Origin of the sequence: Dactylosporangium salmoneum (assembly GCF_039532525.1) — a bacterium.
GTDB classification, from domain to species: domain Bacteria; phylum Actinomycetota; class Actinomycetes; order Mycobacteriales; family Micromonosporaceae; genus Dactylosporangium; species Dactylosporangium salmoneum.
In genome coordinates this window covers 1-22,872 of the sequence record NZ_BAAARV010000103.1, presented here as the reverse complement: position 1 = coordinate 22,872, position 22,872 = coordinate 1, and the positions used below count along the sequence as shown (strand labels likewise).

The window sequence follows — 22,872 nt, the reverse complement described above, 5'->3', positions numbered from 1 at the left end:
TCCCCTCCTGACCGCCGTACGCGCCGGCCTCCAGGATCCGGCAGGAGGGTCATCGACCTGCTGCCCGGCCGTGACGCCAACCCGTTGACCGCCTGGCTGCAGCAGCAGCCGGCACCTCGGGTGATCCGCCGGGGCCGGGCCAGCGCCTATGCCGAGGCTGCGCGCGCCGGCCGATACCGTTGCAACCTTCGACCGCCCAGACACGGTTGCTCCGACGCCGGCCCAGCCTCAGCTTCGATTCGCACGCAATGAACCCGGGGCGGCGTCGATGAACATCCCGCGATAATGGCCGACGTGGAAGAAGTTCAGGTCGTCGTCGCCCATGACGAGCGGGCGACCCTGCGTGTCGGTGATGTATTCCTGAAGATCGACGCTGATCAGACGCGCACCGACGTCGAGGTCGAGGCGATGGCTCTGGCGCCGATCCCGACTCCGCAGGTCCTGTGGCGCAAGCCACCCGTACTTGTTGAGATCCCGGATGTAAGGCGTCCCTGGCGTCTCCCGGTGCCGCTCAGCGCGGCACCGCCGCGGCTGACAGCTCAGACGGACAACAACCGATCGAGCAGGCGGTAGTACTGCAGCACGGAGTCGCGCATGTCCGCGATGCTGTCGGACGCCCGTGCGCTGCCGTGAGCGAGCTGCTCCTCGCGGCTGTGTACGCTTTCGGCGAGGGCCTTCACCGCCTCGTCCACCAGCTGCCGAGCCTCGGTGACGCTGCCCGGCGGGTCCTGGACGAACCGGCTCTCCACACGGTGCCAGCGCCGCCGGAAATCCTCGGTCTGCGTGCTGTCCCAGATCCCCGGCTGCTGCGGGTCAGCGGCCGCCCGCGGTTGGTGGGCCGGCTGATGCGCGCCCATGTCGTCCGCCCCGTAGGCGGCGCCGTCGGCCGGTGTCGCATAGGCCGGGCCGCCTGCAGCGTCGGCATCTGTGGGTGCTGGTGGTGGTGGTGGTGGTGCTTGGGAGGGCGGTGGTGCCGCGCCGGCCGACGCCGGATCGATCGAGCTGCCGTCATGCGATGCGGTTCCACCCGCCCTGCTGGCGCCGCGGAGCCGCTGCCCGCGCCGCCGCGGCGAACGGCGGAATCGGCCGAACGTCGCAGCCGCGACACCGGCGAGAATCAGTATTAGCAGGACGATGGCGAGCAGGGCTGCAGTCGATGATGACATGGCGAAATCCCTTCAAACGCAACCAGCTCAGACGCTAGCTCGCTCCGGCTCCGGCCGACCTCACCTACTCGACCCAGGCCCGTTGCCTACCCTCAGGGGTGGGTTGTCGCGGCGCTACCTTAAACGGCCGGTGCACGTGTCGCGGACCAGGTCATCGGCGGCGCCCGGATACTGGGGGCGATGAGCGAGCTCCTCCCGACACCCGGCACGGGCGGCTACATCTAGGCACGAACCTGCAACCGGCCAGCCCCCCTCGGCCCGGCCCCACACGCAACTCACGCCAGCCTTTCAACGTCTGTAGCCGGGATGACGGAGATCGACCCGACGCTGACCGGCGACAACCTGAACTCGCTCTGGGTTGAGACGATCCTCGAGGACTGACAGATGCCGTCCTCCCTGACGCCGATACAGCGTCCGGTCGGTGGAGGCGCCCGGGTACCGACCGAAGTCGGTTGCCCGGGACGGTGGCGGTGAACTGGGCGGCGGCCTGCTGGTCCGGATGCTGGGTCTGGCCGGCGACTATCCCTTCATCGCGCCTGATGTGATCCCGTGCGCGAACGACCGCTGCAGCACGAGGTACACGGCGATGACGGGAAGGGTGGTCAGGATGGCGGCGGCGGACAGGTAGCTGTAGTCGGTCGTGTACTGGCCCTGGAAGGTGGCCAACGTCATCGGTGCGGTCAGTTCACGCCCTCCGGAAAGCATGACGAGCGGCACCAGAAGGTCGTTCCAGGTCCAGACGAAGGTCAGGACGATCAGCGCCAACAGTTGCGGTATTGCCATCGGCACCAGCAGGCGTACCAGAATGACGAAGCTGTTGGCCCCGTCGACCCGTCCGGCGTCGGTGATTTCGTACGGTGCGTCCCGGAAGAACGTGCGCATCCAGAAGCAGCCGAAGGGGAGGCTGAGCGCCGTCTCCACCAGGATGACGCCGATCAGGTTGTCGGCCAGCCCCACCTCGCGGAAGTCGAAGAAGAGCGGGATGATCAGCGACTCGTTCGGCAGCATCAGTCCGGCCAGGAGGACGAGGAACAGCGTGTTGCGCAGCGGGAGCCTGAACCGGGCGAGGGCGTAGCCGGCGGGCACCGAGAGCAGCAGCGTCAGCAGCGTCGCCGTGATGCTCACCTTGAAGCTCGTCGCCAGGGCTGCTCCCATGTCGGCCAGGTCCCAGACGGCCTTGAAGTTGCCGATGTGGAAGGAGTTGCTCAGCCTGATGGTGCTGTCCTGGGTGTCGGGCTCCCCCAATGCCATCGTCACGACTCCGATGAGGGGGACCACCGCGAGCGCGGCCGCGCAGGTGATGACCACCTGGCCGGTAAGGACGTGTGCCCGGGTCGTTCTCATCATTTTCTCCAGGGGCGGAGGATCAGCATTGTCAGCGTGAGGATCACCATGGTCAGGAGCACGCCCATGGCTGAGGCGACGCCGAGGTCTCCGACGAAGAACGCCTTCTGATAGACGAGGAAGGATGGCACCTCGGTGGAACTTCCCGGTCCGCCTTGGGTAGTCACGTAGATCAGGTCGAAGTTACGCAGCGCGGCGGTGACCGCGAGCACCATGACGACCGTGATCTCGTTTCGTATGCTGGGCAGCGTCACCGCGAAGAACTCGCGGACGGGGCCTGCGCCGTCCATCCGGGCCGCCTCGTAGAGTTCCACGGGTATGCGCTGCACACCGGCAATGAGCAGCACGAGGGCCAGGCCGAGGAGCATCCAGGCGCCGATCAGCCCGACCGAGGGCAGCGCCCAGGTGAAGTCGCCCAGCCAGCCGCGGGCCCAGCCGCCGAGGCCGACCGCCCGCAGCAGCGAGTTGATCGGACCGTCCGGGGCCAGCAGCCAGCGCCAGGCGACACCGGTCACCACCGGGGCGATGACGTACGGCAGGAACAGCGCCGCCCGGAGAACGGTCAGCCCTCGGATCCGTGTGCCGCCGATGATGCCCACCAGCACCAGGGCCAAGCCGGTGGTGAGGAGCGCGTAGAAGCCGATCAGTACGAATGCGTGCCCGAACGCGACGCGGTTCTGCGAGTTCTGCAGGATGGTTCGGTAGTTGTCCAGCCCGACCCAGCGCCCTGGGCTGATGCCGTCCCATGCGCAGAACGACAGGTAGACGCTGTGCAGGAATGGCAGGATCAGGAACAGGCCGTAGAAGATCAACGCGGGTGCCAGGTACCCGAAGCCGACAAGGGCCGTCGACCTGTGCTGGCTACGAGCGGTGACTCCCGCCCCGTTCGGTTGAACGGGGCGGGGCGTCACCGTCAGTCTCGACGCCAAGAGCCTGACGCCTTCGTGAGCGGGTGGCACATGCCGGTCAGCCCTTCTCCAGCGATTCTACGAACGGGCCGTAGGACTTCTGCAGTTCCGCCAGCAGACCGTCGACGCTGAGGGCGCCGGACATGAGTTGGTCGAACGTGCGGGAGATGGTCGGGTACAGTTCCGGCGCGCCCCAGTCGACGTACGGCACGGGTGTGCCCTCGCCCACCAGCTTGAGGCCGTTACGCAGCGCGTCCTGTGACGGGACCGGCAGGTCTGCTGCATTGATTGCGGTATCGGCGTTCGCCGGCGGCTTCGAAGGGATGGCGCCACCGGCCAGGAACTGCTCGGCCGCCTTCTGGCTGGTGACGAAGTCGATGTACTTGACCGCCAGGTCCTTCTTCTTCGCCCTCGCCGGGATGGTCCATGGAATATCGCCGGCACCGACGGCTGCGATTCCCTGCCCAGACACCGACGGGAAGAACACCATCCGGAACTTCTTGGTCTGCTCCGGCGTGCCTTTGAGCGGGATGAAGCGGGAGCTGGTCAGGGAGAACAGGCCCTTGCCGGCGATGAAGTTGGCGAGGACCTGGTCGGTCTTGTATGCCGTCCAGTCCGGCGTGAAGTAGCCCTTGTCGCCCCAGGACTTCATGGTCCTGGCGGCCCAGGCCGCGGTCTCGGACGTGAAGGTCGCGTTCGCGTGATGGAAGACCAGGTCCTGCACGACCTGCGGACCGCCCTGGGCCAGCAGCAGCTCGCTGAGCAGCCATGCGGCCAGTTCGCCGTTGGCCGATCCGAACTGCATCGGAATCTCCCCGGCCGCCTTGGCGCGCTGCATCTGCTCTTCGAGTTCCGCGATGGTCTTCGGCCCCTCGGTGATGCCCAGCTTCGCGGCGATCTCCGTGTTCATGAGCAGGCCGATCCATGCCGTGGTGGCTGACATACCCCACAGCGGGCCCTCGCCCATCAGCTTCCCGTCCGTGCTGAATCGGTTGAGCTGGTGCTGGGCGGCCGTCTGGCGGCTGTCCCATCCGTTCTTCTTGGCGTAGTCGTCCATGTTTGTCAGCAGGCCACCCTTGACGAACGCGCCCATGGCCTGGTAGCCGCGGTTTACCTGCGTAACATTCGGCGGGTTGGTCCCGGAGAGCTGAAGCTTGGCGACGGAGGCCAGGTCGTCGAAGCTCTTCGCGACGAAGTCGATCTTTACGCCCGGATTTTCGTCCTCGAACTGCTTGTTGAGCTTCTGGTAGACGGCCAGGATGCCCGGCGAGTTGGCCAGGCCGCTCTGCACGACCAGAGTGCCGCCGTCGGATCCCCCGCCATCCGGCGAGGACGAGCAGGCGGAGGCGGTGACGGCGGCTGCGACAGCGGTGGCCAGTAGGGCGGTAGCGAAACGGGCACGGCGCCATTTGGGGTGTCTATTGAGCATTGCGGATTCCTTCTCTACTCGGCGCGGCCGGCTGGCCGTGCTCGCTGGTGCTGCACTGCACCCCGCGGAGCGGGGGTCGGAATCGCAGGTCTGGGACAGGACGTTGGAGCGAGGGCGGAACCTTCGGGCGGTGGACATCAACGGCGCCGCGGAGACGTGAACTGACGGGTCTTCACTTCGAAGCGCCGCAACTGGTCCGCCTAGGCAACCAGATACGTAACTGGTCTGTCCAGGCGACCAGATTGGAATTCCCCGATCGGGCTGTCAAGACTCGTCGGCGATCATGCGACCTTCGTTACTCATCCGTGACGCAGGCCATACGGATCGTCGCGTCGTGCGCGACGCGGGCGGGCCACGGCTGGAGCCTGCGGACTTCCGGCGGTTGACACACCGGCCCCATGTCGCCAGAATTCACCTGTCTGACAGTCAGGCATCCTGGATACCAGGGCGCACCGCACGGGGAACGGAGCGCATGGAGAGCACCAGCGGCGCCACGTTCACGGTGACGCACGGCGCGCTCGGACGTACCCCGATCCAGCGCTCGATCTCCGCACTACGCCGGCTGGGACCGGTTCGCCGTGCCTCGGCAGGCCGGCCGGTTCGCCCATACTGCCCGCAGACGTGTCTCAGACGCGTAGCAGGAGACACCACCGCGTCAGGTGTGGTCGAACCGGGTTGCCTGCTGTGCGACGGTCGCCAGCAACTCGGCCAAGGCGGGCGGAGGTGGAGTATCCCGGGTGACGGTGACGAGTCGGCGCTTGAGGTTGGTTTCCGCCAGGTCCCGGACGGCGACTGCGGGATCGTCGGCGGGCAGGGCCAGTGGCGGCATCAACGCCACCGCGGCGCCGACGCGGACGAGTTCGAGCTGAACGTCGGAGTCACTGGAACGGTGCCGCAAATCGGGTTCGTACCCGCCGAGCGTCCGGCAGGTACCGACGACCATGGCGTGGTGGCCGGTACCCTCGGCCGCGGCGGTCCACACCTCCGATCTCAATGCGGAGATCTGCACGGGCGTCCCTGGCCGGGCGAGTGGATGCGAGGCCGGCAGCACCACCTTCAGGGGCTCTTCGAGCAGCACCGCGAAACGCATGCCGGCCGGGCGTGGCCGCGGGTGGCCGTCGTACTCATCACCGATGACCAGGTCGACCGCGCCCAACCGTAGGCCGGGCAGCGCCTGTTCCAGCTCGAGCTCGAAGACCTCGGTACGGACCCGCGGATGATCGATCTTCATCCGGGCGACGGCGGGCACGAGCAGGCGACGAGCCGCGGACTGCAAACCGCCGGCACGCACGGTGCCGCGGACCTCGCTACCCAGAGCGGCCAAGTCGGCCTGCGCTTCTTCCGCGGCGGACAGCAGCACCCGAGCGTGGCGGGCCAGCAGGCGACCGGCGTCGTTGAGCCGCACACCGCGCCCGGCCTTCTCCAGGAGCGCAACACCGACGTCCTTCTCCAGCAAGGACAGCTGCTGAGAAACGGTAGAGGGGCTGTAATCCAGCGCTGCGGCCACCGCGGCCAGCGTGCCCCGCTCCTCGAACTCGCGCAGGAAGCGCAAACGGCGAAGGTCCAGCTCGACCATGCGGGAATCCTAACGATTCGCCTGCGGATATCGTCGCTGGTCCTGACCGTTGCTGTGGTCGATGCTCCAAGGCATGGGTCTGGTCCTGTGCCTTGCTTCCGCAGCGGGTTTCGGCGCAATGGCGATCTTTGGCAAGCTCGCCTACAGCGCAGGGGTCTCGCCCGGGGCACTGCTGCTCGTCCGCTTCACCCTGGCCGCCGTGCTGCTGGTGATCCTGCTGCTCGCCCGGCCGAGTCTGCGCCGGGTGAAACCGGATCCGCGGGCGGCAGCAGCGGGTCGAACACCGGCGTCCCGGGGCCGGGTGCTGGCCATCGCGCTCGGCCTGGGCGCGGTCGGGTACGCGTCGCAGGCAAGCCTGTATTTTGCGGCGCTGCAGCGGATGGACGCCTCGCTGCTGTCGCTGATCCTCTACACCTACCCGATCCTGGTGACCATCGCGGCGGTGCTGCTCGGCCGCGACCGGCTCACCCCGGCACGCGGCGTCGCGCTGGCGGCCGCATCCGGCGGCACCCTGCTGGTGCTGCTCGGGGCCGGCGCGGTGAGCTTCGACCCGCTCGGGGCGCTGCTGGGATTTGGCTCCGCGCTCGTCTACACCACCTACATCCTCATCTCCGACACCATCGTCCACCGGCTGTCTCCCGTACTCCTGTCGACACTGGTGATGGCCGGTGCGGCCGGCACACTCGCGATACGCGCTGCGCTGGCCGGCGGAGTCGATCTGAGTTTCGGGCCCGCGGGGTGGTTCTGGCTCGCGTGCACAGCGATCGTGTCCACCGTCGCTGCGATGCTGGCCTTCTTCGCCGGCCTCGAACGGACCGGCCCCTCAACAGCCGCCATCCTGTCCACATTCGAGCCCGTCGTCACCACCGCACTCGCCGCGCTCATCCTGAGCGAATCCCTCACCACACTCCAGCTCACCGGCGGCGCCCTCGTACTCGCCTCCGCCGCCGTCCTCCAGATCCGCCGCAATCACACCCGCCCCGGCCGCAAGGCGCCGGTGGAGCAGGCCAGCACGGGGATGCCGGCCAACCCTGCCGAGCGGGTCGGGGCCCATTCGGCCGAGTAGGGCCGGCGCCCGGCGCACCGCGCGTCATGATGACCCACAACGGGTCACCCACGGGTGCAACGCAAGCGAGCCGGCCGTTGCGTGCTGACTATCCGAACACCGCGTCCGAGGTGAAGATCAGGCCAATCGTGGCCCGGCCGCTGCGGAGTGCCTCCTTGGTCCGCGGCCCGCCGAAGTCCTGTGCCGAGAACTGCCCGAAGTGCATGCCGTACGTGCTCCGGCCGGCGCGCCGGCCCGGCCCGGCGGCACGCCATGTGCCGCCGGCGCCGGCCCGGGCCGATGCGATCACCGGCCTGGTGGGCGGCTAGCCAAGGTCGACGCCGGGGTACAGCGGGAACGGCGCCAACAGCTCGGAGGCCCGCTTGCTCACGCCGTCGGACAGGGCCGCATCCAGGGTGTACTTCGCCTTCGAGCCCTCCGCCGGCGACGTGCCCGACAGGACGGTGTGGATGAGCTCGGCGATCTGATCCATCTCCGCCACGCCCAAGCCCCGGCTGGTCAGCGCCGGCGTGCCGATGCGGATGCCGGAGGTGTACCAGGCCCCGTTCGGATCGTTCGGGATCGCGTTGCGGTTGGTGACCACGCCGGAGTCCAGCAGGGCCTGCTCGGCCTGCCGGCCGGTGAGGCCGAACGGGTGGACGTTGATCAGCACCAGGTGGTTGTCGGTGCCGCCCGACACCAGCTGTACGCCCCGGGACAGCAGGCCCTCGGCGAGTGCCTGCGCGTTGGCGACGATCTGCTGGGCGTAGGTCGCGAACTCCGGGCGGCGGGCCTCGGCGAACGCGATGGCCTTGGCCGCCATGACGTGCGACAGCGGACCGCCGAGCACCATCGGGCAGCCGCGGTCGACCTGGTCGGCGAGCTCCGGCTGGGCGAGCACGGCGCCACCGCGCGGGCCGCGGAGGCTCTTGTGGGTCGTGGTGGTGACGATGTGGGCATGCGGCACCGGGTCGAAGTCGCCGGTGAAGACCTTGCCCGCGACGAGGCCGGCGAAGTGGGCCATGTCGACCATGAGCGTCGCGCCGACCTCGTCGGCGATCTCACGCAGCGTCGCGAAGTTCACCTTCCGCGGGTAGGCCGAGTAGCCGCCCACGATGACCAGGGGCTTGAACTCGCGGGCGGTCTCGCGCAGGGCGGCGTAGTCGATGCGGCCCGTGGCCGGGTCGACGCCGTAGCTGCGCTGGTCGAACATCTTGCCGGAGATGTTCGGGCGGAAGCCGTGGGTGAGGTGGCCGCCGGCGTCGAGCGACATGCCGAGCATGCGCTGGTTGCCGAACGCGGCGCGCAGCTGCGCCCACTCGGCGTCGGTGAGGTCGTTGACCTGTCGCTTGCCGAACTTCGCAAGGTAGGGCACCTCGACCCGGTCGGCCAGGATCGCCCAGTAGGCCACCAGGTTGGCGTCGATACCCGAGTGTGGCTGCACGTACGCGTAGGGCGCGCCGAAGAGGGCCTTGGCGTGCTCGACGGCGACCGCCTCGACGGTGTCGACGTTCTGGCAGCCGGCGTAGAAGCGGCGGCCGATCGTGCCCTCGGCGTACTTGTCCGACAGCCAGTTGCCCATCGCGAGCAGGACCGCGGGCGAGGCGTAGTTCTCGCTCGCGATCAGCTTCAACGACTCGCGCTGGTCGTGCAGCTCCTGCGCGATCGCGTCGGCGATGCGCGGCTCAACGGCCCGCACGGCCTCCAGCGCGGCGCGGAATGCGGTCGATTCTGCGTTCATGTCGCTCCAGATGTAGAAGGGCCGGGCGGACGGCCCGCCCGGCCCAAGGGATATCAGATGCCGCGGACCTCGGCAGCGGCGGCGACGAGGTGGCGCAGCGACGCCTCGACCTCGGCGTAGCCGCGGGTCTTCAGGCCGCAGTCGGGGTTGACCCACAGCCGCCGGGCGGGCACGGCCGCGACGGCGCGGCGCAGCGACTCGACCACCTCGTCGTGGGACGGGACCCGGGGCGAGTGGATGTCCCACACGCCGGGCCCGACGCCGCGGCCGTAGCCGATCGCGGCGAGGTCGTCGAGGACCTCCATCTTCGAGCGGGACGCCTCGATGCTGGTCACGTCGGCGTCGAGCGCGTCGATGGCGGTGATGACCTCACCGAACTCGGAGTAGCACAGGTGCGTGTGGACCTGCGTGTCGTCGGCGACGCCGCTGGTGGCCAGCCGGAACGCGCCGACCGCCCAGTCGAGGTACGCCTTCTGCTCGGCCTTGCGCAGCGGCAGCGTCTCGCGCAGCGCCGGCTCGTCAACCTGGATGACCTTGATGCCTGCGGCCTCCAGGTCGGCGCACTCGTCGCGCAGGGCGAGGGCGACCTGGTCGGCGGTGTCGGCGAGGGGCTGGTCCGTCCGCACGAACGACCAGGCGAGGATGGTGACGGGGCCGGTCAGCATGCCCTTGACCGGCTTGTGCGTCAGCGACTGGGCGTAGGTGGACCATTCGACGGTCATCGGGGCCTTGCGGGCGACGTCGCCGTAGATGATCGGCGGGCGGACGCAGCGGGAGCCGTAGGACTGGACCCAGCCGTGCTCGGTGGCGGCGAAGCCGTCGAGCTGCTCGCCGAAGTACTGCACCATGTCGTTGCGCTCCGGCTCGCCGTGCACCAGCACGTCCAGGCCCAGCTCCTCCTGCAGCCGGATGACGTGCTCGACCTCGGCCCGCATCCGCTCGACATAGCCGGGCCAGTCCACGGCGCCGGTGCGCAGTTCGGCGCGGGCCTTGCGCAGCTCGGTGGTCTGCGGGAACGAGCCGATGGTGGTCGTCGGCAGCTCCGGCAGGTTCAGCCGGGCCTGCTGGGCGGCGGCGCGGGTGGCGTAGTCGGCGCGCCGCCGGTCCTGCGGCCCCAGCTCGGCGAGGCGGGCCCGGACGGCGTCGTGCCGCCAGGCGGGCGGGACCGGCGGCAGCGGCGCGGGCAGCTCGCCGGTGCCGTTGCGCACGGCCGTGCCCAGCGTGACGACCTCGTCGACCTTCTGCCGGGCGAAGGCGAGCCGGGAGTACAGCTGCGGTTCGAGGTCCTGCTCGGCGGCCAGGTCGACCGGGACGTGCAGCAACGAGCACGAGGTGGAGACCACGACGTGGTCGGCAAGCGCCGCGACCCGGCCGCCGAGGGTCGCGGCGGCGCGCAGGTCGGTACGCCAGATGTTGTGGCCGTCGACGAGCCCGGCGACGATGGTCCTGCCGGCGAGCGGGCCGGCCGCGGCCAGCCGGTCGAGGTTGCCGGGGCCCGCGACCAGGTCCAGGCCGACCGCCTCGACCGGGGTGTCCAGCAGCGCCGGCAGTGCGTCGCCGAGCTCGCCGAAGTAGGTGGCGACGAAGAGGCGGGGCCGGTCGGTGAGCTCGCCGAGGCGACGGTAGGCGCGGCGCAGCCCGTCGATCTCCTCCGGGGTGCGGTCGGCGACGTAGGCCGGCTCGTCCAGCTGTACCCAGGCCACGCCCGAGGCGGCCAGGACGGCGAGGATCTGGGCGTAGACGTCGACCAGGTCGTCGAGCCGGGCGAAGGGGTCCTCACCCTTGGCCAGGAGCAGGAACGTGGCCGGGCCGACCAGCACCGGCCGGGTGGTGATGCCCAGGTCGGCGGCCTCAGCGACCTCGCTGAGCGCCTTCACCGGGTTGGCGGCGAAGATCGTGTCCGGGCCGATCTCGGGCACCAGGTAGTGGTAGTTGGTGTCGAACCACTTCGTCAGCTCGAGTGCGGGCTCGGCGTCCACGCCGCGGGCCATCGCGAAGTAGGTGTCGAGCTCGGACAGGCCGAGCCGGGTGAAGCGAGTGGGGATCGCACCGACGGCGACGGCGGTGTCGAGTACGTGGTCGTAGTAGGAGAACGTGTTGGACGGGATCGCGCTCAGCCCGGCGTCACGCAGCGTCTGCCACACCTCGGCCCGCAGCCCGGCGGCGGTCGATGCGAGGGCGTCCGCGTCGATCTTCCCGGCCCAGTACGCCTCGACGGCCTTCTTCAGCTCGCGGTTCCCGCCGATGCGCGGATACCCGAGGACGGTGCTCTGCCCGAATGCAGTGCTCACCAAAAGGGTCCTTCCCTCGAAGTGGCCGATGACACCAAGGAAGGACAGGAAGGAGGACACGGCGCCGCAGGGCGCTCGTGCCGCTTCCGCCCTGACCCTCCCGAGGGGTCGCCGGCGGCGCACACCGGCGGTGTGCGCAGTGCGGGCAGGTCTTCGGACTCGCGGGCACGACCCGAAGGTCACCTACCGGCCGTCGCTTCCCAGGCCTGCGTGGCCCAGTGCTTCGTTGACGGCTTTCGTTCCCACTCACCGCTGCGGGGCAGTTCCGGTCTCGCACCGGATTCCCTCTTACGACACCCGACCCTGACGGACCGGGTGAACCAACACTGCGGGCCATGGTACGGCCTCCCCGACACGGCTGGGGCCGCGGCGTCGGACTGTCTGGCGTACCACAGACGTTCATCGCACATGGTTCAGCAAGGCGCCGCGTCGTCGTCGACGGCCGGACGACTTCGAGCGCCTGGACGCCTCCCGCCGGCAGGTCGGCGCGCGGGCAGCGCGCTGCATGGCGACCTATGCACGGCCGACCGCCGGCCAGTGGCCGCCGTCACTGACCGGACCCGGCTCAGCGGCGCCGGCGCGAATCTGCGCGGCGGCGGCGACCAGCCGGGCCAGGGACTGCTCGACCTCGGCGTAGCCGCGGGTCTTCAGCCCGCAGTCGGGGTTGACCCACAGCCGGTCGGCCGGGACGGCGGCGACGGCACGGCGCAACGCGTCGGTGATCTCGGCCTGCCGCGGTATCCGCGGCGAGTGGATGTCGTAGACGCCCGGCCCGATGCCCCGCGCGAAGCCGGCGGCGCCCAGGTCGTCGAGGATCTCCATCTTCGAGCGCGACGCCTCGATGCTCGTGACGTCGGCGTCGAGGGCGGCGATGGCCGGCAGGAACTCGCCGAGCTCGGAGTAGCAAAGGTGGGTGTGGATCTGCGTGGCGTCGGCGACGCCGCTGGTGGCGAGCCGGAACGCCTCGACCGCCCAGGTGAGGTACACCCGCTGCTCGGTCTTGCGCGGCGGCAGCAGCTCACGCAATGCCGGCTCGTCGACCTGGATGACGCGGATGCCGGCCATCTCGAGGTCGTGGCACTCGTCGCGCAGGGCGAGGGCGACCTGCCGGGCTGTGTCGGCCAAGGGTTGGTCGGCGCGCACGAACGACCGGGCGAGGAGCGTGACCGGGCCGGTGAGCATGCCCTTGACCGGCCGGTCGGTGAGCGACTGGGCGTAGGTGGACCACGCGACGGTCATCGGACCGGGACGGGCGACGTCACCGTGCAGGATCGGCGGGCGGACGCAGCGGGAGCCGTAGGACTGGACCCAGCCGTGCTCGGTGGCGGCGAAGCCGGTCAGCTGCTCGCCGAAGTACTGCACCATGTCGTTGCGCTCCGGCTCGCCGTGCACCAGCACGTCCAGGCCCAGCCGCTCCTGGAAGCGGATCACGTGCTCGACCTCGGCCCGCATCCGCTCGGCGTAGCCGGCCGGGTCGAGACGCCCCGCACGCCTGTCGGCCCGGGCCTGGCGCAGCTGGTCGGTCTGCGGGAACGAGCCGACGGTGGTGGTCGGCAGCTCGGGCAGGCGGAGCCGGGCCTGCTGGGCGACGGCGCGCTGCGGGTACGGGCCACGGGAGGTGTGCTCCGGTCGCAACGCCTCCAGGCGGGCCCGGACGGCGTCGTCGCGCCAGGCGGCCGGCGCCGGGCCGGGCCGCGCCGGCAGCGTGGCGACGCCGTCGCGCAGCGCCCTGCCGAGCAGGACGACCTCGTCGACCTTCTGGCGGGCGAACGCCAGCCGGGCTCTCACCTGTGCGTCCAGCGAGGTCTCGGCGGCAAGGTCGGCCGGCACGTGCAGCAGCGAGCACGAGCTGGACACGACCACGTCGTCGGCGAGGCCCTTGAGCTGCGCGCCGATCGCGGCCGCGGCCCGCAGGTCGGTGCGCCAGACGTTGCGGCCGTCGACGAGCCCGGCGACGATGGTCTTGCCGGGGATCGGCCCGCAGGCGGCAAGCCGGCGAAGGCCGCCGGGGCCGGCCACCAGGTCCAGGCCGACCGCCTCGACCGGCGTGCGCAGCAGCGCCGGCAGGGCGTCGCCGAGGTCGCCGAAGTACGAGGCGACGAACATCCGCGGCCGGCGTGGCAGGCCGCCGAGGTAGGTGTAGGTGGCGCGCAGCGCGTCGATCTCGGCCTGGGTGCGGTCGGCGCAGTAGGCGGGCTCGTCCAGCTGCACCCAGGGCACGCCGGCGTCGCCGAGGCTGGTGAGCAGGTCCGCATAGGCGGTCACGAGGTCGCCGAGCCGGCCGAACGGGTTGTCGCCCTTGGCCAGGAGCAGGAAGGTGGCCGGGCCGATGAGCACCGGGCGGGTGGTGACGCCGAGGGCGAGGGCCTCCGCATACTCGCCGAGGATCTTCTCCGGTTCGGCCGCGAACACGGTATCCGGGCCGATCTCCGGCACCAGGTAGTGGTAGTTCGTGTTGAACCACTTGGTCAGCTCCATGGCCGGCTCTTCGGCGGTGCCCCGGGCCATGGCGAAGGAGGTGTCCAGCGGGGACAGCCCGAGGCGGCGGAACCGGTCCGGGATCGCACCGACGGCGACGGCGGCGTCGAGCACCTGGTCGTAGTACGAGGACGTGTTCGACGGCACCGCGGTGAGCCCGGCCCGGTGCAGGTCGCGCCAGACGTCGGCGCGCAGGCCGGCCGCGGTGCGCTCCAGCTGGCCGGCGTCGATGCGGCCGGCCCAGTACGCCTCGACGGCCTGCTTGAGCTCGCGGTCCGGCCCGATGCGCGGGTAGCCGAGCACGGTGCTCGATCCGAAGGGCGTGTAGCACGGCTGACGTTCCTTCCCTCGAGGTGGTCGACGGCCACCAGCAGGAAAGGACGGCACGGCACAGCGCCGCGCTCGCCCGGCCAGCCCGCGCAGCCGTCGGCGGCGTGCACGGGGCCGTGCACGCGGTGCGGGCAGGTCTTCGGACTCGCAGGCGCCGTGCTCGTGCCTACCGGCCGTCGCTTCCCAGGCCTTGCGGCCCAGTGCTTCGTTGACGGCTTTCGTTCCCACTCACCGCTGCGGGGCAGTCCCGGACTCCCACCGGGTTCCCTCTTGCGACGCCCGGCCCTTGCGGGCCGGGCGTACCAGCACTGCCATCCATCGTATGGGCCGCGTCGAACGGAGGGAAACGGTCAGAACTCGTCGTCGAAGGTGACCGTGCCGGTGACGCCGACCTGGTAGGCCGAGACCCGCCGTTCGAAGAAGTTCGACAGCTCCTGGACGTCCTGCAGCTCCATGAACGCGAACGGATTGCGGCTGCCGTACATCGGCGCGATGCCCAGCACGGCCAGCCGCCGGTCGGCGACGTGCTGCAGGTACTCGCGCATGTCCGTCAGCGACATCCCGGAGACGCCCTGCTCGAGCAGGTCGGCGGCGAACTGGACCTCACAGTCGACGGCCTCGGCCAGCATCTGCTGGACCTGGCGCTCCATCTCGGCGTCGAACAGGTCCGGCTCCTCGGCCCGCACGGTGTCCACGACGTCGAAGGCGAACGCCATGTGCATCGACTCGTCGCGGAACACCCAGTTGGTGCCCGAGGCGAGGCCGTGCAGCAGTCCGCGGGAGCGTAGGTAGTACACGTAGGCGAAGGCGCCGTAGAAGAACAGGCCCTCGATGCAGGCGGCGAAGCAGATCAGGTTGAGCAGGAAGGCGCGGCGGTCGTCGCGGGTCTTGAGCTCACGCAGCTCGAAGATCGAGTTGATCCACTTGAAGCAGAACTCGGCCTTGCGCCGGATCGACGGAATGTTCTCGACCGCGGCGAACGCCTCGAACCGCTCCCGCTCGTCGGGCACGTAGGTGTCGAGGAGGTTGAGGTAGAACTGGACGTGCACCGCCTCCTCGAACAGCTGCCGCGACAGGTAGAGCCGGCCCTCCGGGGAGTTCACGTGCTGGTACAGGTTCAGCACCAGGTTGTTGGCGACGATCGTGTCGCCGGTGGCGAAGAACGCGACCAGCCGGGACACGAGGTGCCGCTCGGCCGGCGACAGCTTCGGCAGGTCGGCGAGGTCGGAGTGCAGATCGACCTCCTCGACGGTCCAGGTGTTCTTGATGGCGTCCTTGAACCGGTCGAAGAACTGCGGGTACCGCATCGGCCGCAGCGTCAGGTCCATGCCCGGGTCGAGCAGCAGGGGCCGCACGTCGGCGGTGCGGGGTTCGGGGATGGTGGTCACTGGCAGGCCTCACACGATTCGGGGTTTTCCAGGGAGCAGGCGACGGCTTCGGTCGGGGCGATGAGCGAGACGGCCGGGGTGACGGACACGGTGGCCTGCTGAATCCGGGTGGCCGGGCGGGAGCGCAGGTAGTACGTGGTCTTCAGGCCGGACTTCCAGGCGTGCAGGTACATCGAGGACAGCTTGCCGATCGTCGGGGCGCTCATGAACAGGTTGAGCGACTGCGACTGGTCGATGTACGGCGCGCGGGCGGCGGCGAGGTCGATGAGCGCCCGCTGCGGCAGCTCCCACGCCGTGCGGTACAGCTCCCGGACGTCCACCGGCAGCTCGGCGATGCCCTGCACGGAGCCCTCGGCCCGCTTGACCTGCTCGCGGATCGCCGCGGTCCACAGCCCGCGGGCCTTGAGCTCCCGCACGAGATAGGTGTTGATCTGCAGGAACTCCCCCGACATCGTCTCGCGCTTGAACAGGTTGGACACCTGCGGCTCGATGCACTCGTAGCACCCGGCGATCGAGGCGATCGTGGCGGTCGGGGCGATCGCGACGAGCAGCGAGTTGCGCAGCCCGTGCTCGGCGACGCGGGCCCGCAGGGCCGTCCACCGCTCATCCGCGGCCGGTTCGGCGCCCCACAGGTCGGGGTGCAGCACGCCGCCGGCGGCGCGGGTTTCGGCGAACGCCGGATGCGGGCCGAACCGCTCGGCGAGGCCGGCCGAGGTCTCCAGGGCGGTGAGCAGGACCTCCTCCTGCACGCGGGTGGACAGCTCGCGCGCCCCGGCCGAGTCGAACGGCAGCCGCAGCGTGAAGAACGCGTCCTGCAGGCCCATGAGCCCGAGGCCGACCGGCCGCCAGCGCGGGTTGGACGCGGCCGCCTGCGCCGAGGGGTAGTAGTTGATGTCGATGACCCGGTCGAGGAAGACGACGGCGGTGCGCACCGTCTCGCGCAGCCGCTCCCAGTCGACGCCCTCGGCGGTGACGTGCGCGCCGAGGTTGATCGAGCCGAGGTTGCACACCGCGGTCTCCTCGTCGCTGTTCACCTCGAGGATCTCGGTGCACAGGTTCGACAGGTGGATCGTGTTGCCCGGCGCCCCGGTCTGGTTGGACAGCGCGTTGGAGCGGTCCTTGAAGGTCATCCAGCCGTTGCCGGTCTGGGCCAGGGTGCGCATCATCTTGCCGTACAGCTCGCGGGCCTTGACGGTCCGCACGGCATGCTTCTCCGCGGCCCGGTAGGCCTCGTCGAACTCGGCGCCGAACAGGTCGGGCAGCTCCGGGGCGTCGGACGGGTCGATGAGTGACCAGTCGGCGTCGGCCTCGACGCGGCGCATGAACTCGTCCGGGATCCAGTTGGCCAGGTTGAGGTTGTGCGTGCGCCGGGAGTCCTCGCCGGTGTTGTCGCGCAGCTCGAGGAACTCCTCGATGTCGGGGTGCCACGGCTCGAGGTAGACGCAGGCCGCGCCCTTGCGCCGGCCGCCCTGGTTCACCGCGGCGACGCCGGCGTCCAGCGTCTTGAGGAAGGGCACGATGCCGTTGGATTTTCCGTTGGTACCGCGGATCAGCGCGCCCCGCCCGCGCACGCGGGACCAGGAGATGCCGATGCCGCCGGAGAACTTCGACAGCTTCGCGACCTGGTGGTAGCGCTCGTAGATGGAGTCGAGCTCGTCGCGCGGGGAGTCCACGAGGAAGCAGGAGGACATCTGGGTGTGCCGGGTGCCGGAGTTGAACAGCGTCGGCGAGCTCGGCAGGTACGCCAGGGAGGACATGAGCCGGTAGAAGCCGATGGCCTCGGTCGGCGTCTGCGACAGCCCGCAGGCGACGCGCAGCAGCCAGTACTGCGCGGTCTCCACGACGAGGCGGGTGTCGGGGTGGCGCAGCAGGTACCGGTCGGCGACCGTGCGCAGGCCGAAGTACTCGAACCGCAGATCCCCGTCGAGGTCCACGGCGTCGTCGAGCTTCCGCGCGTTCGCGGCGACGAAGGTGGCCGTCTCGTCGCCGATCAGCCCCAGCTGGTGGCCGTAGCGGATCGACTGGCTGAAGCTCGCGACGCCCTGCCCGCGGACCTCCTTGTCGACGTATGCGGCGAGCAGCCGGGCGGCCAGCCTCGAGTACTGCGGCTCCTCACCGATCAGCTCCGCGGCGGTCTGGATGGACAGCTTGTCCAGCTCGGCGGTCGTCGCCCCGTCGTACAGCCCGCTGATCGTCTTCGTCGCCACACGCAGCGGGTCGACCTCGTCGAGGTCGCCGACCCACCGCTCGACCGCCTTGACGATCTTGTTGACGTCGACCGGCTCCAGGTCGCCGTTGCGCTTGCGGACCTGCATCGCGTGCCGTCGCTGCTCCGGCGCCCCCTGACCGGGCACGGCCTTGTCCTGCGTGACTGTCATGTGTCCCCCTCGTCACCCGTCGACCTACGTTGGGCGCGCGAGCAGAGACGCCACCGGGCGACGGCAGGCGCCGTCGACTGGCGTTGGCGTCAGCCGTCCCGCGCGGCCTCCGACCGCCGCGAGGCCTGGACGGCCCGCGGCGCGCTGGCAGGTCTTCGGACTCGTGGGCATGACCGAGGTCGCCTACCGGCCGCCGCTTCCCGGACCCGTGTGGTCCAGTGCTTCGTTGACGGCTTTCGTTCCCACTCACCGCTGCGGGGCAGTCCCGGATTTCCACCGGGTTCCCTCTTGCGACGCCCGTCCCGGCGGGACGAGCGAACCAGCTGCGGGCAACACCATATATGGGAGACATCGAGAAAGCGAAACACCAGATGGTGTGTCGGCGTGTCGCGTACGTCGCATCACCGTGCGTCGCCGCCAGACCTCACGCCGCATCAGGCTCAACGCACCTTCACGCCCCCGCTCCTCCCGCGGCGGTGACCGGCGGGCGGCCGGCCCGGGCGGCCACGAAGGCCAGCAGGGTCACGCAGCCCAGCCAGGCCAGCGGCAGGGCGACCAGGCCCGGCCAGTGCGGCAGCGGCAGCGCCGGCAGCTGGGCGTCCGAGCCGAACACCGGCAGCGTCCAGCCGGTCAGCCGCCACACGGCGAGCGCGACGCCCAGGCCGAGCAGGCCCGCGGCGAGCACCAGCGCCGGATAGGTCCACAGCGTGGCCCGCCGGGCGGCGCGGCGGCTCAGGCCCTGCAGGCGCAGGGCGGCCTGGTCGGCGGCCCGGGCGCCGCGGTCCACGGCGGCGATGAGGGTGATGCCGCCGGCGGCCAGCAGGATCGCGAGCGCGCCGGTGACGAGGTGGAACCACAGGGCCAGGGCCGGGCCGTCGCGGTCCAGGCGGGCCCGGACCGAGGCTGCGTCGCGGTCGTCGGTCACGATGAGGCCCTGCGTGCCGAGGAGGGTCAGCGCGTCGGGCGGGGCGGCCGCGGACAGCCAGACCTCGGGCGCGATGGCGCCACCGCCGTCCACGGAGACGCGGTCGGCGTACTCCAGGTCGACCAGCGCGCCCGCGGTGCCGACCCGGGGCAGGGCGTCGGCGCGGCCGGCCGGGCGGACCTCGGTCGGCAGTCCGTCCAGCCCGGCGAGGCGGCGGCCTTCCAGCGGTACGGTGGCCAGAACCGGCAGCGGATAGGGCGCGTCGGCGGGCTGGAACCAGGCGCCGTCGGTCAGCGCGCCGCGCACCGCGAAGCGCAGGCCCGCCCCGGTGGCCGACAGGGTGCCGCCGGTCGCCCGCCAGTGGGCCGGGTCGGCCAGGTCGGCACCCGGCGCGGACAGGCCCAGCAGGGTCACGGCCACGTCGACCGACGCCCCGCCGATGCGGTCGGAGCTCAGCTTGAGGGCGGCCAGGCGGCAGCCGCCGATGCACACGTCGTCGCTCTTCTTGAGGGTGTACCGCCCCTTGCTCACGGCCCCGAGGTCCAGCACGGCGGACCCGCGCCCGGTCATCGACTCCAGCACCGCCTTGAGGCGCACCGGCTCATTGCCGGCGCTGACGACCTCCACGTCGAAGCGGGCCACCTTGTCGTCGGTGACGACCGGCTGGCGTGCCGGCGGGTGCAGCAGGTCGGGGATGCGGGCAGGGTCGACGGCGCCGTACTGCGACAGCCACGGCACCACGGCCGGCAGCCGGGCGGCGTCGACGGCGAGCTTGGCCGGCTCGTCCGGGGCGCCCTTCGGCAGCTGCGCGACCGCCATCGCCCATCGGCCCTGCGGGTCGGCCGCCCGCACGGCGCGCAGCAGCTGCTGGCGGGTGACCGGGCCGACGGTGAGGACCCGGCTGCCGCCAGTGCCGATCCGGGCGGCCAGGTCGCGGTCCTGGGCGGCCACGTCGGTGGCGCTGACCGCGTAGCCCAGCACCGCGACGGTGACGATGAGCAGCAGGAGCATCCGCTGCCCGGCCGGGCGCCGGCCGGGCAGCAGCGCGGCGAGGGCCAGCCCGAGCCGACCGCGGCGCAGGGCCGAGCGGCCGACCGCCCGCGCGGCCGGGGTGAGCAGCCGGGCACCCGTCAGCGCCAGGGCCAGCATGCACAGGGCGGGTGCGAGCAGGCCGATGCCGTCCAGGCGCCCGCCGCTGCTGAACAGCTGCATGACGGCCGCGGCGGCGAGCACGGCCAGCACGACGGCGGTGCGCCAGCCGAGGCCGGCCCGGGCGCGCACCCGCTGCAGCAGCTCGGTGATCGGCCGGGCGAGGCGGCGGTGCTGGGCGAACACGGCGACGAGGACCGCGCCGGCGGCGGTGGCGGCGGCGAGCGCGAGGTCGCCGCGGGAGAGATCGGGGATGCTCGCGCCGGGCAGGCGCCAGGCGACGAGCGCGCCGACCGCGGCCCGCCCGGCGACGCACCCGGCGACGGCGCCGGCCACGATCGCGGCGATGGTCTCGCCGGTGGCCAGCACGGTGCGGGGCCACCAGGGCGCGCCGCGCAGCGCCACGACGGCGAGCTCGGTGCGGCGGCCCTCGGCGCCGTAGTCGACGGCGAGGTACAGCGCGAGATAGGCCAGCAGCAACAGCGGCACGGCGCCCGCGGGCACGCTGCGGCGGGCCAGCCCCCGGCTCGCCTCGACCCGGTCGATCAGGGCGGGCAGCGCGGTGTCGACCTGGTAGCCGCCGCTGACCTGCTTGGCCCGCTGGCGCAGGGCGTCGACCTGGGTGCGCAGCTCGGGCAGCCGGTCGAAGGCGCCCGGGCCGGCGGTCGCGTCCAGGCCGACGGTGAGCTCGCGCGGCCGCAGCCGCTCGGCGGTGGCGGTGCCGAGGAACACCGGCTCGGCGCTCTGGCCCAGGGCGCTGGTGGCGAAGTACCGGTGGCCGCCCCAGTACTGCTCGTGCGGGTCGGCGGGCCGGTACGTGCCCACCACCGTCAGCTCGGCCGGCGGCCCGTCCGGCTGGAACACCGCGATGCCGGTCAGCGGGTTCGGGATCACCCGGGCGTAGGTGAGGGTGATCCGGTCGCCGGGCGCGAGATCGTTGTGGGCCGCGGTCTGCTCGCCGATGACGATGTCGCCGGAGCCCATGAGGCAGCGCCCGGTGACGATGCGCAGGTGGGCGCAGGCGTCCTGGCGGTACACGGTCCGGGTGCCGTCCGCACCGGCCTGCAGGCCGGTGACGGCGAACTCGGCGGAGTACACGTGCGCGAACCCGGGCTGGTCCAGCAGCGCCCCGGCGACGGAGTCGAAGTCCGGGTCGACGGTGCCGCCGTCCGTGAAGACCAGGGCGCTGACGGTGATCGAGCGCTCGGCGGGGCCGGCCGCGGCGACCTCGCCCCGCGCGGTGGCGATATCGACGGCGCCGAGGTAGGCGGGCACCGCCACGGTCGCGCCGACGGCCAGCATGGTGAGCAGCAGCAGCGCCGCCGCCTGCCCGCGCCGGGTCCGCAGCATCGCCAAGACAAGCCCGACCATTTATCGGTACCGCCTTCCGCGCCCGCCCCGCAACGCATGCGAGGCCGTCATCGTGTGGGCTCTTTTCCGGTGCCGCGCAACGCCCCGGCGGAGGCGGCCGCCAGGACCACCAGGGCCAGCAGGGCGACCACGGCGAGGGCACCCGGCTGCAGCGCGGGCGGCGGCTCGGTCAGCTGCCAGTCGTCGGTGAACGCGGCCACCGGTGCGCCCGAGAGCCCCGCGATGCCCGCCGCGACGAGGAACCCGGCCAGCGCGCCCAGCCCGAGCAGCGCACCCTGCCCGCCGGCCGCGGCGGCCGGCCCGACTCGTGCCGGTACACCCTGGGCCCGCATCGCCCGCAGCTCGGCCGCGCGCACCCGGCGCTCCACGCCGACGGCGACGGCGGCGGCCACCGCGGCCAGCAGCAGACCCGCGAGGGCGGACAACAGCCGGAAGCGCACCGCGAAGGCGGGCCCCTGCTCGGCCAGCCGGGCCTCGTGCGCGTCCGCCGTCTCGGTGCCGACGACCTCCACCCCGGCGGCGGCCAGGCGCCGCACGAGGTCCGCGGCCGCCTCCGGGGACACACCGCGGGCGATCCACACCTGCAGCGTGCCGGGCACCACGGCGTCCGGCAGGGCCCGGGCCACGGTGTCGAGGTCGAGGACGAGCCCGGACCGGCCCAGTGCCGGCAGGAGCTCCCCGGTGGGTTCGGGTCGCAGCGGTACGGCCCGGGCCCCGAACAGCGTCAGCGCCGCCTCGGCGGACGACCAGTCGTGGGGCGGATCCCCGGCGATGAGCGCCGGCAGCGGGAGGGGCGTGCCGACGAGGTACGCGCGGGTGTCCGGCCGCACGCTCTGCCCCTCCGGCACGGGCGGCACGGCGAGGGTCAGCACGCCCTTGCGCGGCCCGAGGATCAGCCCGAGGCCGGTGGTCACGGCCCGCCACAGCCGCGGGTCGCCGAGCTTGCCGGGGTCGAGCACGGTCTTGGCCGGCCCGTCCTGGCGCAGCCCCTGCACCGCGATGGCGGCCCGCGCGGGCGGGTCCTGCGGGCGCCCGTCCGGCCCGGGCGCCCCGCCGAGGGTGAGCCCGACGAGGCGGCAGCCGGGGGCGCCGGTGCAGCCCTGGACGGGGGCGCTCGCCTCGTGCTCGCCCGGGTCGATCGGCCCGAGCGTGACCGTGACGGCCGCGCCGGTCCCGTTGTGGGCGAGCTGCACGGCGAGCCACACCGGCGCGGCGGAGTCGTTGCGCACGCTCGCGGTGAGCGTGGTGCCGTCGACCGGCGGCGGCTGGTCCGGCGCCGCCCGGTCGCCGCGGGCGGCGGCCTCGGCGCAGGCGAGCACGGCGGCCAGCGCGCGGCCCTGCCCGGCGACCGCG

The 22,872-nt window shown here is 71.7% G+C and carries 14 protein-coding genes, 1 pseudogene and 3 riboswitches; of the genes and pseudogenes, 2 read left to right on the top strand and 13 right to left on the bottom strand.

Annotation, left to right across the window (positions count from 1 at the left end):
• Positions 1–294 precede the first annotated feature (294 nt).
• On the top strand, positions 295–573 hold the full coding sequence (locus tag ABD352_RS49335) for a hypothetical protein (RefSeq protein ID WP_344619590.1): 279 nt from the start codon (positions 295–297) through the stop codon (positions 571–573).
• Here ABD352_RS49335 and ABD352_RS49330 read toward each other — a convergent pair.
• The 5 genes from ABD352_RS49330 to ABD352_RS49310 all read right to left on the bottom strand — a co-directional run bounded on the left by ABD352_RS49330 (position 540) and on the right by ABD352_RS49310 (position 6,423).
• Positions 540–857, bottom strand: coding sequence for a hypothetical protein (locus ABD352_RS49330; RefSeq protein ID WP_344619589.1), 318 nt, complete (start codon positions 855–857; stop codon positions 540–542). The two genes, ABD352_RS49335 and ABD352_RS49330, sit on opposite strands and share 34 nt — an antisense overlap.
• Positions 858–1,685: 828 nt before the next feature.
• A complete protein-coding gene (locus ABD352_RS49325) occupies positions 1,686–2,510 on the bottom strand; it encodes a carbohydrate ABC transporter permease (RefSeq protein ID WP_344619588.1) in 825 nt (274 codons plus the stop codon).
• Positions 2,510–3,322, bottom strand: coding sequence for a carbohydrate ABC transporter permease (locus tag ABD352_RS49320; RefSeq protein ID WP_344619587.1), 813 nt, complete (start codon positions 3,320–3,322; stop codon positions 2,510–2,512). The genes ABD352_RS49325 and ABD352_RS49320 overlap by 1 nt, the downstream gene beginning before the upstream one ends.
• 154 nt (positions 3,323–3,476) lie before the next feature.
• Positions 3,477–4,985, bottom strand: a complete 1,509-nt coding sequence (locus ABD352_RS49315) for an extracellular solute-binding protein (protein ID WP_344619586.1) — start codon at positions 4,983–4,985, stop codon at positions 3,477–3,479.
• 517 nt (positions 4,986–5,502) lie between these two features.
• The gene (locus ABD352_RS49310) at positions 5,503–6,423 is read right to left on the bottom strand and encodes a LysR family transcriptional regulator (RefSeq protein ID WP_344619585.1); all 921 of its coding nucleotides are present in this window, start codon (positions 6,421–6,423) and stop codon (positions 5,503–5,505) included.
• 73 nt (positions 6,424–6,496) lie between these two features.
• Here ABD352_RS49310 and ABD352_RS49305 point away from each other — a divergent pair, with 73 nt between their 5' ends.
• Complete coding sequence (locus tag ABD352_RS49305) at positions 6,497–7,489, top strand: DMT family transporter (protein ID WP_344619584.1); 993 nt, start codon at positions 6,497–6,499, stop codon at positions 7,487–7,489.
• Between the two features lie 88 nt (positions 7,490–7,577).
• Here ABD352_RS49305 and ABD352_RS49300 read toward each other — a convergent pair whose 3' ends face one another.
• The 8 genes and pseudogenes from ABD352_RS49300 to ABD352_RS49265 form a co-directional block, all read right to left on the bottom strand.
• Positions 7,578–7,778 carry a type 2 periplasmic-binding domain-containing protein gene (locus ABD352_RS49300; RefSeq protein ID WP_344619583.1) on the bottom strand — a complete coding sequence of 67 codons (201 nt, stop codon included), beginning with the start codon at positions 7,776–7,778 and terminating at the stop codon, positions 7,578–7,580.
• A 15-nt stretch (positions 7,779–7,793) separates the two neighbouring features.
• Positions 7,794–9,209, bottom strand: coding sequence for a glycine hydroxymethyltransferase (locus ABD352_RS49295; protein WP_344619582.1), 1,416 nt, complete (start codon positions 9,207–9,209; stop codon positions 7,794–7,796).
• 53 nt (positions 9,210–9,262) lie between these two features.
• Positions 9,263–11,500 carry a 5-methyltetrahydropteroyltriglutamate--homocysteine S-methyltransferase gene (metE, locus tag ABD352_RS49290; protein WP_344619581.1) on the bottom strand — a complete coding sequence of 746 codons (2,238 nt, stop codon included), beginning with the start codon at positions 11,498–11,500 and terminating at the stop codon, positions 9,263–9,265.
• A gap of 127 nt (positions 11,501–11,627) precedes the next feature.
• A riboswitch (cobalamin riboswitch) is annotated at positions 11,628–11,840 on the bottom strand.
• Between the two features lie 173 nt (positions 11,841–12,013).
• Complete coding sequence (gene metE / locus ABD352_RS49285; protein WP_344619580.1) at positions 12,014–14,281, bottom strand: 5-methyltetrahydropteroyltriglutamate--homocysteine S-methyltransferase; 2,268 nt, start codon at positions 14,279–14,281, stop codon at positions 12,014–12,016.
• A gap of 140 nt (positions 14,282–14,421) precedes the next feature.
• A riboswitch (cobalamin riboswitch) is annotated at positions 14,422–14,630 on the bottom strand.
• Positions 14,631–14,658: 28 nt separating this feature from the next.
• Entirely contained in the window at positions 14,659–15,636 is a 978-nt protein-coding gene (locus tag ABD352_RS49280; RefSeq protein WP_344619596.1) for a ribonucleotide-diphosphate reductase subunit beta, read from the bottom strand.
• Positions 15,637–15,692: 56 nt separating this feature from the next.
• On the bottom strand, positions 15,693–18,074 hold the full coding sequence (locus ABD352_RS49275; RefSeq protein WP_344619579.1) for a ribonucleoside-diphosphate reductase subunit alpha: 2,382 nt from the start codon (positions 18,072–18,074) through the stop codon (positions 15,693–15,695).
• A 129-nt stretch (positions 18,075–18,203) separates the two neighbouring features.
• Positions 18,204–18,413, bottom strand: a riboswitch (cobalamin riboswitch).
• Positions 18,414–18,525: 112 nt separating this feature from the next.
• Positions 18,526–21,519 carry a hypothetical protein gene (locus tag ABD352_RS49270; protein WP_344619578.1) on the bottom strand — a complete coding sequence of 998 codons (2,994 nt, stop codon included), beginning with the start codon at positions 21,517–21,519 and terminating at the stop codon, positions 18,526–18,528.
• Positions 21,520–21,566: 47 nt separating this feature from the next.
• Positions 21,567–22,872, bottom strand: a pseudogene (locus ABD352_RS49265) (FtsX-like permease family protein); the annotation flags it as partial.